The 14,831-nt window shown below is 70.5% G+C and carries 17 protein-coding genes; all 17 read right to left on the bottom strand.

What is annotated here, in order from left to right; genetic code table 11:
* Nucleotides 1-13 precede the first annotated feature (13 nt).
* Nucleotides 14-1,180 carry a flagellar hook protein FlgE gene (locus ACIPY8_RS16900; protein ID WP_400820668.1) on the bottom strand — a complete coding sequence of 389 codons (1,167 nt, stop codon included), beginning with the start codon at nucleotides 1,178-1,180 and terminating at the stop codon, nucleotides 14-16.
* Nucleotides 1,181-1,211: 31 nt separating this feature from the next.
* Nucleotides 1,212-1,667 (bottom strand): flagellar hook capping FlgD N-terminal domain-containing protein, encoded by a 456-nt coding sequence (locus ACIPY8_RS16895; RefSeq protein ID WP_400820666.1) that lies wholly within the window; start codon nucleotides 1,665-1,667, stop codon nucleotides 1,212-1,214.
* Between the two features lie 11 nt (nucleotides 1,668-1,678).
* Nucleotides 1,679-3,019 (bottom strand): hypothetical protein, encoded by a 1,341-nt coding sequence (locus ACIPY8_RS16890; RefSeq protein ID WP_400820664.1) that lies wholly within the window; start codon nucleotides 3,017-3,019, stop codon nucleotides 1,679-1,681.
* Nucleotides 3,016-3,441, bottom strand: coding sequence for a hypothetical protein (locus ACIPY8_RS16885; protein WP_400820662.1), 426 nt, complete (start codon nucleotides 3,439-3,441; stop codon nucleotides 3,016-3,018). Before ACIPY8_RS16885 ends, ACIPY8_RS16890 begins: the two co-directional genes overlap by 4 nt.
* The gene (locus ACIPY8_RS16880) at nucleotides 3,438-4,766 is read right to left on the bottom strand and encodes a FliI/YscN family ATPase (RefSeq protein WP_400820660.1); all 1,329 of its coding nucleotides are present in this window, start codon (nucleotides 4,764-4,766) and stop codon (nucleotides 3,438-3,440) included. The genes ACIPY8_RS16885 and ACIPY8_RS16880 overlap by 4 nt, the downstream gene beginning before the upstream one ends.
* Nucleotides 4,763-5,416, bottom strand: a complete 654-nt coding sequence (locus ACIPY8_RS16875; protein WP_400820658.1) for a FliH/SctL family protein — start codon at nucleotides 5,414-5,416, stop codon at nucleotides 4,763-4,765. The genes ACIPY8_RS16880 and ACIPY8_RS16875 overlap by 4 nt, the downstream gene beginning before the upstream one ends.
* A 112-nt stretch (nucleotides 5,417-5,528) precedes the next feature.
* Nucleotides 5,529-6,605: a flagellar motor switch protein FliG gene (fliG, locus tag ACIPY8_RS16870; protein ID WP_400820656.1), complete on the bottom strand. Its 1,077-nt coding sequence runs from the start codon at nucleotides 6,603-6,605 to the stop codon at nucleotides 5,529-5,531.
* Nucleotides 6,602-8,248 carry a flagellar basal-body MS-ring/collar protein FliF gene (fliF, locus tag ACIPY8_RS16865; RefSeq protein WP_400820653.1) on the bottom strand — a complete coding sequence of 549 codons (1,647 nt, stop codon included), beginning with the start codon at nucleotides 8,246-8,248 and terminating at the stop codon, nucleotides 6,602-6,604. Before fliF ends, fliG begins: the two co-directional genes overlap by 4 nt.
* A 2-nt stretch (nucleotides 8,249-8,250) precedes the next feature.
* On the bottom strand, nucleotides 8,251-8,571 hold the full coding sequence (gene fliE / locus ACIPY8_RS16860; protein ID WP_400820651.1) for a flagellar hook-basal body complex protein FliE: 321 nt from the start codon (nucleotides 8,569-8,571) through the stop codon (nucleotides 8,251-8,253).
* Nucleotides 8,571-8,963: a flagellar basal body rod protein FlgC gene (gene flgC, locus ACIPY8_RS16855; RefSeq protein ID WP_050720808.1), complete on the bottom strand. Its 393-nt coding sequence runs from the start codon at nucleotides 8,961-8,963 to the stop codon at nucleotides 8,571-8,573. The genes fliE and flgC overlap by 1 nt, the downstream gene beginning before the upstream one ends.
* Entirely contained in the window at nucleotides 8,960-9,307 is a 348-nt protein-coding gene (locus ACIPY8_RS16850; protein WP_400820647.1) for a flagellar basal body rod protein FlgB, read from the bottom strand. Before ACIPY8_RS16850 ends, flgC begins: the two co-directional genes overlap by 4 nt.
* A gap of 105 nt (nucleotides 9,308-9,412) precedes the next feature.
* Nucleotides 9,413-9,688 (bottom strand): hypothetical protein, encoded by a 276-nt coding sequence (locus ACIPY8_RS16845; protein WP_400820644.1) that lies wholly within the window; start codon nucleotides 9,686-9,688, stop codon nucleotides 9,413-9,415.
* A 6-nt stretch (nucleotides 9,689-9,694) separates the two neighbouring features.
* Nucleotides 9,695-10,111 carry a flagellar export chaperone FliS gene (gene fliS / locus ACIPY8_RS16840; protein ID WP_400820642.1) on the bottom strand — a complete coding sequence of 139 codons (417 nt, stop codon included), beginning with the start codon at nucleotides 10,109-10,111 and terminating at the stop codon, nucleotides 9,695-9,697.
* Nucleotides 10,112-10,130: 19 nt separating this feature from the next.
* Nucleotides 10,131-11,492 carry a flagellar filament capping protein FliD gene (gene fliD, locus ACIPY8_RS16835; RefSeq protein WP_400820640.1) on the bottom strand — a complete coding sequence of 454 codons (1,362 nt, stop codon included), beginning with the start codon at nucleotides 11,490-11,492 and terminating at the stop codon, nucleotides 10,131-10,133.
* A 117-nt stretch (nucleotides 11,493-11,609) separates the two neighbouring features.
* Complete coding sequence (locus ACIPY8_RS16830; RefSeq protein ID WP_400820638.1) at nucleotides 11,610-12,434, bottom strand: flagellin; 825 nt, start codon at nucleotides 12,432-12,434, stop codon at nucleotides 11,610-11,612.
* A 113-nt stretch (nucleotides 12,435-12,547) separates the two neighbouring features.
* Nucleotides 12,548-13,423: a sigma-70 family RNA polymerase sigma factor gene (locus ACIPY8_RS16825; RefSeq protein WP_400820636.1), complete on the bottom strand. Its 876-nt coding sequence runs from the start codon at nucleotides 13,421-13,423 to the stop codon at nucleotides 12,548-12,550.
* 122 nt (nucleotides 13,424-13,545) lie between these two features.
* Nucleotides 13,546-14,667: a VanZ family protein gene (locus tag ACIPY8_RS16820; protein WP_400820633.1), complete on the bottom strand. Its 1,122-nt coding sequence runs from the start codon at nucleotides 14,665-14,667 to the stop codon at nucleotides 13,546-13,548.
* Nucleotides 14,668-14,831 lie beyond the last annotated feature (164 nt).

Genomic DNA, 14,831 nt, shown 5'->3' with positions numbered 1-14,831 from the left:
GGAGGGCGACGGATCAGCGCTTGAGCTGCGTGAGCTCCTGCAGGACCTCGTCGCTCGTCGTGATGATGCGCGCGTTCGCCTGGAAGCCGCGCTGCGCGACGATGAGGTTCGTGAACTCCTGCGACAGGTCGACGTTGCTCATCTCGAGCGCGCCCGAGACGAGGTTGCCGAAGCCGGCCTGACCGGGCTCGCCCATGCGGACTGCACCGGAGTTGACCGAGACCCGGTACGCCGTACCACCGGCCTTCTCGAGTCCCTCGGGGTTGCCGAACGTCGCCATCGCGATCTTCGCGAGGGTCTGCGTGGCGCCGTTGCTGAACGTGCCGACGATCGACCCGTCGCCCGTGATGCTGTACGACTTCAGCGTGCCTGCCGCGGCGCCGTTCTGCTCCGTGACGGCCACGGTCGAGAGGCTCGCGTAGCCGGTCACGGTCGTGAGGTCGACCGTCACCGCGCCCGCGGTCAGCGTGAGGCCCGCTCCCGTCTGCACGCCGTCCGTGAAGGCGAGAGCGCCCGTGGCGCCGCTGACCGGCTCCGTGACGTTCCAGCCGGCGGCGGTCTTCGTGAACGTGAGGCTGAGCGTCGACGGCGTGCCCTGCGCGTCGTACACGGTCACGTCGCGGACGAGCTCGTCGCCGACCGCTGCGGTCGAGGGCAGGTTTCCGGTGACGCCGGCCGTGGTGGTCGCCCGCGCCGGGGAGACGGCGTCGAGCGGGAGGACGATATTGCCGGCGGCCTGGCCCGTGTTGACGACGCCGTTCTGCGCCGACCAGCCCTGAACGATCGCGCCGTCGGTCGTGACCATCTTGCCCGTGGGGTCGAACGTGAATCCGCCGGCGCGGGTGTACAGCGTCTCGCCGCCGGAGCGCACGGCGAAGAAGCCGTCGCCGGAGATCATGAGGTCTCCTCCGCGGCCCGTGGCCTGAGCCGAGCCCTGCGCGAAGTTGGTGCGGATTCCGGCGACCTGCACGCCGAGGCCGACCTGGGCGGGGTTGCGTCCGCCGATCTGGTCGTCGGGGATGCCGGGGTTGCCGACGAGCTGCGACAGCGAGTCCTGGAACAGCACGGAGGATCCCTTGAAACCGGCCGTGTTGACGTTGGCGATGTTGTTGCCGGTCACGTCGAGCATCGTCTGGTGCGAGCGGAGCCCGGAGATCCCGGAGTAGAGCGAGCGAAGCATGAGGTTCTCTCTTCCTGTGTGGAGCGGGGGGTCAAGCGGCCGGGGAGGCCGGAGTGGTCGTGGAGGTGACACCGGTGATGGCGTCGAGGGCGATCGTCTTGTCGCCGATGCTGACCTGCGGGATCGGACCGTCGAACGACACCTTGGTGACGATCCCGGTGACGGTCTTCCCGTCGGCGTCCTTGTAGCTGGCCTCTTGGCCGATGAGCGCGGTCGCGGCCTGCCGCATGTTGAGCGCGAACGCCTCGGAACCGCTGTCGGCGAGCGATGTGAGCTGCTCCATCATCGCCAGCTGGGTGGTCTGTGAGATCATCTCGTTCGTGTCCATCGGGCTCGACGGGTCCTGATGCGTGAGCTGCGTCACGAGGAGCTTGAGGAACACCTCGCCGTCGAGCACCTGCTTGCGGGCCGCCGGATCGGTGGTGCTGCCGGTGTGGATCGAGCTCGACGCGTCGATCGGCGTGTTCGCGGTGATGGGGATGGTCATGGTTCGTCCTCTCAGGCCAGGATGTCGAGGCCGGAGCCCGGGGCGGATGCGGTAGCGGTCGTGGCGGAGCTGCGTGCAGGGTCGGAGGCGGTCGTCTCGGGGGACACCGGAGCGCCGTGGGTATCGCGGGCTGCTCCGGGATCGGAGGCGCCCTGCTCCCCCGCGCCACCGGTGAAGGCCTGACCTCCGCGATCGGCACCCGCTTCGGCACTCGCTCCCTGCGCGATGCTCAGGGTCGCGTGGGGCATCGCCGCGGCGAGGTCGCGTCGCAGGTCGGTGACGATGGCGCGGAGCGCGTCGCGTCCGGCATCCGTCGCGCCGATGAGCTCCACCCGCACGTCTCCGCCCTGGCCGATGTGCGCGCGGACGGTGACGGGTCCCAGAGAGTCGGGGTTGACGGTCATGGTCAGCTGGTGCGTGCCGGAGGGACGCTGCGCGATGCTGACGACGACGGGTGAGACCTGCGCCGCCACCGCGCGCGGGGTGTGCGCGACGGGCGCGGGGGCCTCGGCGGGGGTCGCGGAGGCCTGGGGCACGACCGGCGCGGCCGCGGAGGTCGCCGGCGACGGGAGGGCGGATGCCGGGGCCGCGTCGTCGACCGGGGCCGGGGCGGCCGTCGCGGGAGCAGGTGCGACCGGCGCGGATGCGGACGCGACTGCCACCGGTACGGGAGGCGTCGGCGACGAGGCGCGCAGATCGGTGGGTCGGGCTCCGGATTCCGGGACGGCGGCGGCGAGCGGCGTCGGCACCGGGTCCGTCGAAGCGAGGGCGGGTCCATCCGCGGGCGACGCGTCCGCTGCGACTCCGAGAGTGGGCGTGGCGGATGCCACGGCGACACGCCGACCGTCACCGACGGCTGCCGACTCCTGGCTGAGGGCTGCGGCGGTCGAGGACGGAGCGCTCACCAGCGGCGACGGGATCGACTGCACGCCCGACGACGCCGCGGGATCGTCGGGCGTCATCGGAGCGGGCTCGGCCGCAGCTTCCGAGTTTGGCTGTGCGGAGAGCGACGGTGCCGCAGCCGATGGCATCGCCTCCAGCTCCGCCGCTCCCCCGACCGACTCGCGGGTCTCCGTCAGCGCCACCGATCCGGAGGGCGCGGGTGCCGGCGTGACCGTCAGCAGCGTGGCAGCAAGGGACACGGTCGCATCGCGTTCGACCTCCGCCGGAATCGCGTCGTCTTCGCCCGGTGACGCGTGGTCGGCCGTCGTCTGCTCGGCACCGTCGAGAGCGAGCCCCGCGGCGTCGAGCACCTCGCCGAAGCGGGCTCCCGAGTCCCGTCCGCTGCGCACCGCGGCAGCGCCGGCCGTGGGCGCGGCGAGCAGCGTGCCGGCCAGCGCGACCGCGGTCACGCCGCGCTCCCCGCGGGACGGCGCCCACGCGTGGTCGCGACCTCGTCGAGGATCGCCTGCTCGGTGGCGAGCTCCTCGCGCACAGCCGCGGTGCGATGCGCCTCCGCCAGGCGCTCGAGGCCCCTGAGGTCGCGGCGCGCCTCGACGTGCGCCGCCTTGGCCTCGCCCTCCGACGCTCGGCGCATCTCGACCAACGCCTGCAGGTCCGCGAGCGTGCTCCGTCCGGCGGCGCGGGCGGCGGCCATCGCGAGCAGGGTCGCCGAGTCGTCGATGCGCTCGCTGATCTCCGCGAGGCTCGCGACGGCCGACTGCTCGGCCGCCTCGGCGTGGACGCGTGCCGAGGTCGCACGCGAGAGGTCTTCCGCCGCGACGCGCTCCTGGGCTCCGCGCACACGCAGCAGCCCGGACAGGGTGAAGGTCATGGTGTCAGTCCTCCGAACTCGTCGGTCAGGGCAGCGAGCCGCTGCCAGGAGATGTCGGGCGCGGTGAGGTCGTCCATCCGCTGCGTCAGGAACCGTGAGATGTCGGCGTCGTGCGCGATCGCGGCGTCGACCAGCGGGTTCGCACCCTGGCGATACGCACCGATGTCGATGAGGTCGTTCGCCGAACGGCGGGCGGCCAGGACGCTGCGGAGCGTCACCGCGTGGGCGCGCTGCTCGGGCGTCGTGATCTTCGAGACCACCCGCGACACCGAGCCCAGCACGTCCACGGCCGGGAAGTGCCCGCGCACGGCGAGGGCCCGGTCGAGCACGACGTGCCCGTCGAGGATGCCTCGCGCCGCATCGGCGATCGGTTCGTTGTGGTCGTCTCCGTCGACGAGCACCGTGTACAGCCCGGTGATCGAGCCCTCGATCCCGGTCCCGGCGCGCTCCAGGAGACGCGCGAGCACGGAGAACGTCGACGGCGGATATCCGCGAGTGGCCGGGGGCTCCCCCGCGCTCAGCCCGATCTCGCGCTGCGCCATGGCCACGCGGGTGAGCGAGTCCATCATGAGCACGACGTCGAGTCCGTCGTCGCGGAACTGCTCGGCGATGCGGGTCGCCACGAACGCCGACCGCAGGCGCGCCATCGCCGGCTGATCCGAGGTCGCGACGACGACCACCGAGCGGGCCAGCCCCTCGGGGCCGAGGTCATCCTCGATGAACTCCCTGACCTCGCGGCCGCGCTCCCCCACGAGCGCGATGACGGTGACGTCGGCGGTCGAGCCGCGGGCGATCATCGACATGAGCGAGGACTTGCCGACGCCTGACCCGGCGAACAGCCCGAGCCGCTGTCCGGAGCCGACCGGCGTCATGGTGTCGAGCACGCGGACGCCCAGTCCGAGCTGACGATCGATCCGCCGTCGGTGCAGGATGCTCGGCGGCGCCTGGTCGAGCGAGACCCTGCCCGCGCTCGCGTCGATCGGCCCCTTTCCGTCGATCGGTCGTCCGAGGCCGTCGAGCACGCGTCCGAGCAGCGCTCGCCCGGTCGGCACCTGCAACGGCGCTCCGGCGTGGCGGACCCGTGCGCGCGCTGTGATGCCGCCGAGACGTCCCAGCGGCATGCATCGGGCGCTCGCGCCGTCGACCGCGACGATCTCGGCGTCGACGGGATCGCCGTCGACCACGTCGATGCGCACCCGGTCGCCGACGGCCGCGTCGATGCCGCGCACTTCGACGCCGAGACCCATGACGGAGCGCACGGTGCCGGAGCGCTCCGGACGCGCCGCGCTCAGCGCACGTTCCCAGGAGGCGGTCGGGGCCGTCACGGTGTCGCCGCCTCGGTGTCCTCCGACGCCGTGGGGTCGTCGCCGCGCAGCGCTGCCCGCACGCGCGCGAACGCCGCACCGATCCGCGCGTCGACCGCACCGTCGTCGATCTCGACGATGGACCCGCCGTCGTCGACCGCGTCGGAGGAGAGGAGGTCGAGATCGCCGATCGCCGCCGACGACGCGGCATCCGCGCGCAGGGTGTCGGCGTCGCGGGTGCTGAACGACACGCGCGTCCAGCGGTCGACCGGCATCTGGTCGAGGGCGCGGCGCAGCGCGTGTCCGGCGGAGCGGGCGGGATCCGAGAGTTCGGCGCCGACGATGACGGTCGCGAGCTCCACGGCGAGGTCCTCGATGCGATCGGCGTCGATCCGCGCGACCGCCGCGACGCGCTGGTCGATCGCGGACTTCGCACCGCGCACGGCATCCAGGGCCGCCTGCGCGCGCTCCACGAACGCGACCTGCATCTCCTGCATCCGGAGCTCGTGCGCGGTCGTCTCGACCTGCGCCCGCTCGAGGGCGATGCGCCGCCCTTCGGCGAACCCCTCGGCGTAGCCGCGGGCGCGTGCCCGGTCGGCCTCGCCACGCAGGTCGATCGGCGTCTCACCCACGCGCGGCACCGCGAGCGGCGTGAAGGCGGAATCGAGCACGGTGCGCACCTCGGAAGTCGAAGAGAGGGCCAGTCCGTGGCCCGGAGGTCGAGCTATCCGTGCTCGCAGACCACTATCGCGACGCTGCTCCGTCGCCGTAACCGCCGACCTCTCACTCGACGAGCTCATCCTCGTCCTCACGGGAGATCGTGATCTCCTCGGCTGCTTCGAGTTCGCGGATGATGCGCACGATCTCCGCGCGCGCCTCGTCGACCTGGCGCATCCGCACGGGTCCGAGCACCTTCGTCTCCTCGGCGAGGTTCTCCTTGTTGCGCTCGGTCATGTTCGTGCTGACCTTGTCGACGATCTGCTCGTCGGCGCCCTTGAGGGCGAGCGCGAGGACTCGCAGATCGAGGCCTCGGAGCACCCGCTGGGTGTCGCGGTCCTCGAGGCGCGCGATGTCGGCGAACGTCACCATGCGACTGCGGATGTCCTCGGCGAGAGCGAGGTCGCGGCCTTCGAGGCTCGCGAGCAGCGACTTCTCGAGCGCGGTGTCGGAGCGGTTGATGATCTCGACGAGCGGCTGCACGCCGCCGATCGCCTCGTGGTTGTCGCGCATCGCGAACACCCCGGTGCGCGATCGCAGCGAGTCCGCGACGATCGAGATCGCCTCCTGGGTCGCGGTGCCCATGGTCGCGATCGCCTGCGCGACGTCGGTGCGCAGCGGATCCTGCAGCGCGGCGAGCACGGCGGCCGCGCGGTCGGCCTTCAGGTTCGCGAGCACGACGGCCACGGTCGTGGGGAGCTCCCCCTCGAGGACCGTCGCGAGCTGCGCGGGATCTGCCGCGTTCAGGAAGTCGAACGACACGGTGCCCTGCGACATCACACGGCCGACCATTCCCACGGCCTTCTCCCGACCGAACGCCGTCTCGAGCAGTCCGGTCGCGAGTTCCTGCCCGCCGCGCGACGGCACGGAACCGCCCGTCGCGATGCGTCGGAACTCCGCGAGCGCGCGGGCCGTCGACGCCACGTCCACACCGCCGAGCTGCGTGAGCTCGGCCGCGAGCATCTCGGAGCGCTCCTCGCCGAGATGGCGGAGCACCTCGGCGCTCGCCGCCCTGTCCATGTTCATCAGCACGATCGCGGCCTTGCGCAGCCCCGACATCTCGGGTGCCGGTGCCGACGTCTCGGCGGTCGACACCTCGACGGTGTCGGCCTGGGCGTCGAGCATCTCGGTCAGTCCGCTCATACGGTCGCCTCGTCCATCAGATCGGCCAGCGCGCCGGCTGTCGCCTGGGGCTCGCGCTTCGCGAGGTCGTCGATCTCGCGACGACGCCGCTCCACGAGCACCTTGTCGGGCTCGGGCTCCTCGTCGAAGTCGACGGCCGCCGAGGGCAGCAGCCTGGTCGGCCCGGGCAGCGGGATGGCATCGGGATCCTTGAGGTCTCGCAGCGAGCGCAGCTTCTGCTCCTCGTCCTCCGTCACGGTCGCGAAGTACTCGATCGGCCCGTCGTCCGTGTACATGACACGACGCTTCATGCGACGGCGCACGGCGAGGAACACGACGAGGATGATCACCGCGAGCAGGATGGATCCGCCGATGATCGCCGAACGGATGAGCTCCTGCTGCATCTCCGCCGCGCGTTCCGCCTCGGCGGCCTGCAAGGCGGTCGCCGCGGCTGTCGCCCCCGAGGTCGCGAAGTCCACGAACTCGACCGCGATCTCGTCGCCCCGTTCGACGTCGATGCCCGCCGCGGAGGCGACGAGCGCCTCGATCTGGTTGGCGGTCACGCCGGTGACCTCGCCCCGGTTCACGGCGATGCTCACGGTCTGTCGCGTGACCTCTCCGGCCGGAGTGATCGTCTTCTCGGTCGTCTTGTTGACGGCGTTGCTGCGCGAGGTCTCCTCGAACTCGTACTCGCCGTCGCCGTTCGTGCCGTTCGGCACCGCGATGTTGTCGGGACCGAGCACGCCCGTCCCGGCGCCGGGACCGCCGCCGCCCGTGTAGGTCTCGGTCTTGGTCTGCTCCGAGGGGCTGAGCGCATCGTCCGGCGCGGTGTAGGTCTCGTCGAGACGCTCGGAGGTCGAGTTCGCCACGTCGGCCGACACCGTCACCGTGGCGTTGCCCGGACCGACGATCGTGTCGAGCATGCTGCTCACGGATGCCGCGACCTTGGCCTCGTGCTCGGTGGCCTGCTTCGACGAGTTTCCGCTGATGCCCGCGCCCACGGCCGACAGCACGCGGCCGTTCTGGTCGGTGACCGCGACGTCCTCGGGGGTCATCCCCGGCACGGCCGCGCTCGTGAGGTGCACGATGGCCTCGATCTTCTCGTCGCTCAGCGTGGAGCCGTTGCGGGTCTTCACGAACACCGACGCGGTGGGGTTCTTGGTCTCCGAGACGAAGACGCTCTCCTCGGGGATGGCGAGCTGCACCGAGGCCGTGGAGATGCCGTCCATCGCGCTGATCGTGCCGGCGAGCTCGCCCTCGATCGCGCGCTTGTACGTCACGGACTGCTGGAACTCGCTCGCCGTCACGCCCATCTTGTCGAGCAGCGTGTAGCCCTCGCTCGTGTCACCGGGGAGACCGGCCGAGGCCGCAGCGAGGCGCTGCGCGTAGACCTGGTCGTCCGGCACGAGGATGGTCGCGCCGCCTTCGGTGAGCTCGTAGCCGACGCCCGCCGACTTGAGCTGCTCGACGACCGCCGAGGCGTCGCCGGCGCTGAGCCCGGTGAACAGCGGGCTCATCTGCGGACGGGTGAGCCACGCCCCCAGCGCGACCGCCCCCATCACGAGCAGCGCCACGCCGATCACGGCGATCGTGCGCTGCGCGACGGTGAAGCCCGACACGACCTGCTTGGCGCGGCCGTAGTAGTTGGTGAGCACGGTGGGCATCGTCAGGCCTGCATCCTCATGATGTCGTTGAACGCGGCGACGCTGCGGTCACGCACCGCCACGACCAGGTCGAGGGTCACGGAGGCTCGCGCCGAGGCGATCATCGCCTGATGGATGTCCTGCAGGTCGCCCGTGACGGCCTGCACCGCGAGTTCGTTCGAGGTGGACTGCAGCTGCTGGAGGTTCTCGACGGCCCCGGTGAGCGAGGTCGCGAAGGACCCGGCGGCGGCCGGCGACGCGGCGTCCGCTCCCCCGGGCTCGAAGCTGAGCGCCGCGAGGGGGTTGACGCCCACAGGCGGGACGGCGCCGATCGGCGTGCTCATCAGCTGCGCCCGATCTGCAGAGCGGCCTCGTACGTGGTCTTCGCACGGTCGACCACGGCGGCGTTCGCCTCGTAGCCGCGCTGGGCGATGATGAGCATGCTCATCTGGTCGCCGAGGTCGACGTTCGGGTACTGCACGTAGCCGTCCTCGTTCGCGTACGGGTGCTCGGGGTCGTACACGAGCTTCGGGGTGGCCTCGGATTCGACGACGCCCGCGACGTACACCCCGGGGCTCTGCGTGCCGGCCTGCACCGTGACGAGCTTCTCGCGGAATGCCTCCTGTCCGGGCGGCGTGGCGGTGTTGACGTTGGCGATGTTGTCGCTGAGCGCATCCAGCCACTTGCGGTGCGCGGTGAGCCCGGTGCCGGCGATGCCGATCGCGTCGAAGGTCATGCGGACGCCTGACCGATCGACTTCGAGATCGACGCGGCCTGACCGCCGATCGCCTGGCTCGCGAACTGGAACCGCAGGACCGTGTCGATGTTCGACAGCGTCTCGGTGTCGAGGTTGACGTTGTTGCCGTTCAGCCGCGTGGGCTCGAGGGACCGCTGCACGGTCGGCGAGACCGTGCCGGAGCCGTCGGCCACGGCTGCGCGCAGCTCATCCTCGAAGCGGACGCGCTTGGCGTGGTAGTCGGGGGTGTTGACGTTCGCGATGTTCTCGGCGATCGATCGCTGGCGCAGGGCCAGACCGTCGAGAGCGCTGATGAGCGCGGAGGAGGTGACGGATTCGAGCACGGGGGCACTCCGGGACGTGGTGGGAGAGGCCGATCCCTGGCCAATCGTCGAGCTATCCGTGCTCGAGGCCCACTATCGCGACAGCGCGACCGCCGCGTAACCGCGTCATCCCTGCACGTCGAGATAGGCCGGCGAATCGGACGCCGACGTCGGCACGCGCCGCAACGCGGCCAGCTCGCGCGCGACGTGGGCTCGCGACATCGCGAGGCTGTCGACCATCATCTTCTGTCGAGCGAGCACGGCCTCCGCGCGCTCACGGAGCTCATCGGGCACGGGCCCGTCCGGTGCGTCGAAGCCCTCCTCGAGCTGCTCGTCGGCCGCGTCGAGGGCGCGCTCGAACCGGTCGAGGACGGTGAGCCACGCGGCGAGGTTGTCGCTCATGGCCGTTCAGGCGATCGCGGAGACCGCCGCCGGCGGCGTGGAGGCCACGGAGGCGGCGGCCTGGTGCCACGCGTCACGCAGCGGCGCGACGATCTCCCGGCACTCCGCCGTCACGTCGCGGTCGTGCGAGAGGTTCGCCGCGATGAGCTGCGACGTCAGGTAGGTGTAGACGGCGCGGAGCTGCTCGGCGCCGTCCCACGCGTCGGTGAGGGTGGCGCTGAGCTCCGACACGATCCACTGCGCGTGCGTGAGGTGCGTTCCCGCGGCGGGCCAGTCGGCGGAGTCCTGGGCCACGGCGGCGCGGTCGATGTCGACGAGCAGTCGGTCGTACAGGAGCACGAGGAGACGCTCGGGCGACGCCGAGGCGACCTGCTGCTCGAGGTACTGCTGCTTCGCGCGGGCGAGGGAGGTGGTCGTGGACATGCGTCGGATCTCCGCGGGGTCAAGAGGACTTGGGGGTGAGGCCGGCGAGCTGCGACTCGAGCCAGGACGACTGCGACTGCATCTTGGAGAGTTGCACCTCGAGCTGCGCGTAGGTGCGTTCCAGGGTGGCGCGGCGCTGCTCGAGCCGGACGTCCCAGCGTTCGACCTGCGTCTTCAGCGTCTTGACCTCGGTCTCCTGGCCGGTGATGCGCTGGGTGAGGAGCCCGTCGTACTTGTCCGAGTACTGGTCGGTGACGCTCTCGAGTCGGGTGCCGATCGCCGAGAACACCTTCTGCGTCGCCTGCGGATCGTCCGCCAGCGCCTTCGCGAACTTGTCGGCGTCGAAGGCGAGGACGCCCTTCTCGTCGATCGAGATGCCGATCGTCGACGGGGACACCCCGTCGACGGGACTCTGCACGGCGTTGGCGAGAGCGGTGCGCAGCGTCCGGACGGTGCTGTCGCCCGTGAAGACCCCGAGGGTCGTCGTCTCCCCCACCTTGCCGACCGTGGCCTTGGACCCGTTGTCGATGCGCGTGATGAGGGTCGCCACCTCCTTGATGAACGCGGCGGCGGTCGTGGACTGGGCTTTGGCGTCGAGTGCGACCGACACCGTCACGGGGTCGGCGCTGACCTTCGACACCGTGACCGAGATGTCCTCGCCGACGGAGATCGTGTTGCTCGCGCTCGTGAGGCTCTGCTCGGCGGCGGTGCCGGCGAAGAGACGGATGCGGGCATCGCTGCCCTGGCTGATGATCGCCGCGCCGGTCTGCGTCGCGAGATCCGTCGAAGTGCCGGCATCCACGTCCGCGGCCGAACCGCGGTGCAGCGTGAATCGCGCCTCCTCGCCGGTCTCGGTGGACGTGAGCTGGATGCGCGACAGAGGCTTGCCGTCGCCGTCGACGCCCGCCGGGACCACGGTGGCCGAGACCCCGGCGTTCGCCGCGTTGATGGCCTTGGCGAGCTCCTGCGGACCGGTGCCCACCGGCGTGACCTCCGTCTGCGTCCCGTCTGCCGCGACGAGCGTGAACGTCCCGCCCCAGGCGGTCGCTCCCCCGGTGGCGGTCACGAGCGAGTGGGACTGGGCGACGGCGTCGACGACGACGCCGGTCGAGAACGCGCTGGCCTTCGGGCCGGCGGTGACCGTGATGCTCTCTGCGGAGGAGGTCGCGGTGAACGCGGCGAGCGACGACGCCCCGCCCGCGGTCTTCGCCTTCTCCATGAGCTCCTGCAGCGACTTGTTGAGCGACTGCAGGTTGGTGATGATCGAGTTGCGGTCGGTGATCTTCGCGGTGATCTGCGTCTTCGGGATCGCCGACACGTTCATGAGAGCGTCGATGAGCTCTCCGGTCTTGAGACCGGAGACCAGGCCGTCCAGCTTCATCCTCGTGCGCCTTCCGTGCGTGCGGTGGTCGGGGTCCTACGGGCAGGCGCCCGAGCGGAGGGATGTCCGCTCGGGCGCCCGATGCTCGATCAGTGCGTGCGCGAATCGCGCCGCGACTCAGCGGAGCAGCTGCAGGACGCCCTGGCCCGACTGGTTCGCCTGCGCGAGCATGGCGGTGCCGGCCTGCTGCAGGATGTTCGAGGCGGTGTACTTGACCATCTCGGCAGCCATGTCGGTATCCGCGATGCGGCTCTTCGCGGCGGCGAGGTTCTCGGCCGAGACCTGCAGCGAGTTGATCGTCGACTCGAAGCGGTTCTGCACCGCACCGAAGCCGGCGCGGGCGGTCGACACGTTGACGATCTCGGCGTCGATCGCGGCGATCGAGGTGAGGGCGTTGGCAGCGGTGTCGACCGTGAGGGCCTTGATGTCCGCACCCAGACCCGAGAAGTCGGTCAGGGTGACGCCGATCTGGTCCTCGGCGGCCGTCGAGCCCGCGCCCACCTGGAACGTCAGCGTGTCGCCGCTGTTCAGCAGCTTGATGCCGTTGAAGTTCGTGCTGGCGGCCACACGGGTGAGCTCGTCGCCCAGGGCGTCGATCTCGGTCTTGATGGCCGTGCGGGAGTCGGCGTTGTTCGAGTCGCTACCGGCCTGCACCGCGAGGTCGCGGACGCGCTGCAGGATGGAGTGGACCTCGGTCAGGGCGCCTTCCGCGGTCTGGATGACCGAGATGCCGTCCTGGGCGTTGCGGGCAGCGACATTCAGGCCGTTGACCTGCGAGCGCAGGCCCTCGGAGATGGCGAGGCCTGCGGCGTCGTCAGCAGCACGGTTGATGCGCAGACCGCTCGAGAGCTTCTCGAGCGACTTCGACACGTCGTTCTGGTTGACCGACAGGTTGCGGTAGGCGTTGAGTGCGCCGACGTTGGTTGCGATCTGAAGACCCATGTTGTTCCTCCGTGGTTATGGGATCGAATGCGGGTCCGTCCGTGGACCTGCACATCCCACATTCGCGACACGACGGTGTCGCGTAACCACGGATGCGGATGATTTTCGCGACGTCAGCCGGCGACGAGCAGCTCTGCCGCGCGGACGCCGGCGGCGGGGCGCACCGCATCGACCGGACGTGCGGCGCCGAACAGCGCCTCGAAGAAATCCGCCTTGGCTTTGGTCGAGCGATCCCCGGTCGCGCCGTTCTCCCAGGCCTCCATGGCCTCGCGCATGAGGGCGAGGCCGCGCGTGCGCAGCTTGGAGACGTAGGCGTGGCTGACCGCGAGCTCCTCGGCGATGTCCTTGACCATGCGGTCGTCCATGTAGATGCCGCGGATCACCTGCTGCATCGCGGTGGGAAGCGCGTCGACGACCTTCGCCAGCATGTCGCGCATCTCGTTCTGCTCGACCGCGTGCTCGGGCAGGATCAGCGAGTCGGTGAGGTCGGCCGCCTGACGTCCGGTGTCGGCGTCGAAGTGCTCCTCGAAGCTCGTGGCGCCGCGGACCATCTCGTCCAGCTGCATCATCTCCACGACGGCGTCGACGTCCAATCCGGACTCCCGCGCGACCTCGGCCACGGAGGCGGCACGACCGGTGCGTGCGAGGACGAGCTCGGATGCGGCGCGCACGCGTTCGATCTTGTCCCGTCCGCGCTCCCCGGCCGGGTCGGCGCGACGCATCTCCGACAGCATGGCCCAGTTGATCTGGCTGCTCGCGAACGCCCCGAACGGGATGCCGCGCGAGGCGTCGTACGTCATGGCGGCGCGGGCCAGGCCGAGACGGGCGGCGGAGAGGAGGTCGTCGAGATCGACGTGGGCCGCCGTCCGCGCCTTCTCGACGGCGAGGAACGTCGCCAGCGGCATGTTGTCCCGTGCGAGCTTCTCGGCGGATGCCGGCGTTTCGACGGGTACTGCGGAATCAACAGAAAGTGCAGAATGACTCAGCAATGTGACTCCGTAGCTCTATCAACTGGTTTATCAGTGAAAATAGCACGAACATCCCGTATCCAAAGAAAAAGTTTGCGCGCTGAACATTCCGCTCAGGGAGCGGGGTCGCGCGGGGTCGGGAGTCAGCCGCGCGAGTCGCGCAGCTCCGCACCGGTGAGCGCGAACGACAGCCCGCGCCGGCCGCGCGTGAACGGCACCGAGACGACGGCGATCGCGACGACCAGAGCGCTCACGATCCCGGCGGTGCCCGCGACGGTCTGCAGGGCGTCGGATGCGTGGTCCGGCAGTTGTCCGAGCGTGGAGGCGAGCGTGTACGGGAGGCCCACGACGGCGGCGCGGGCGACGCTTCTCGCGATCGGGCGACGCTCACCCTCCCAGTGCGGCGCGAGCCAGACGAGCCGCTGACCGATCGACGCCCCCGAGGACACGAGTGCGGGCACCACGACGACGAGGACGACCGCGCCGACGGCGATCACCGCGAGCTCCGTCGTGTTCTCCGGCACGCCGGGACCCGCTCCTCCGGACAGCACGAGCTTGGGCACGAGCACGACGAGCGAGACGAGCGTGATCACGACCTGCACCGCGAACGCATCGATGATCATCGCGAACCACCGACGCCACACCGTCACGGGTCGCGGCGTCCCGCGTTGGGCCCGGAGGCTCCGTGAGCTCGGCATCCAGGCCAGCAGCACCGGTGCGAGCAGCACTCCCAGTGCCGTCCCGGCGGTGTTCGCGATGAGGTCGTCGACATCGGCCACCCGGTACGCGCACTCGTAGAGACCCCAGACGCCGGTGAGCTGCGTCGCCTCGATCACGAGCGACAGCAGGGCGCCGAGCGCGATCGACACGACCGGCCCGCGGTTCCAGTACCTGCGCGCGATCACGCCGAACGGCACGAACAGAGCGACGTTCAACACCACCTGCAGCGTGGAACGGCTGGTGAGCGTGCGCAGCAGAGAGAGGCCCTCGGTCTCGCGGAGGATGTCGCCGATCGAGTGACCGGGGATGAGCTCGACGCCTCCCCCGCCCGCACCGCAGTTCGCGCGCAGATCGGGCAGCGGGAGCAGCGTGTAGGCCACGAGGGCGACCGCGTAGACGCTGACCGCGGCGGCGCCCAGCAGTCGCCGGAACGACAGGCCGCCGTAGCGCCGCGTCTGCACGAGCAGCATCGGGACGAGAATCGCCGAGAAGAGCAGGGCTCCGCCGATCAGCCCGAACCACGCCTGCCACGTCCACCCCGCCATTCGCACAATCCTATGAGAGACGAGCAGAAACGAGTTTTCGACGGGGTAGAGAAGCAGGGAAACTCCAGATCCGGGGGGGTTTTCCCCCGTCGCACAATAGACGCCGACAAGTCCGGAGTCAACGCCCCGAGCGAATTTCGCCGATCTTCGAATTAATCCAATCC

The organism is Microbacterium sp. NPDC089696 (assembly GCF_044749125.1).
In the GTDB taxonomy this organism is placed as follows: Bacteria; Actinomycetota; Actinomycetes; order Actinomycetales; family Microbacteriaceae; genus Microbacterium.
The sequence above is the reverse complement of the archived record's forward strand: the minus strand, read 5'-3'. Positions and strand labels throughout refer to the sequence as shown.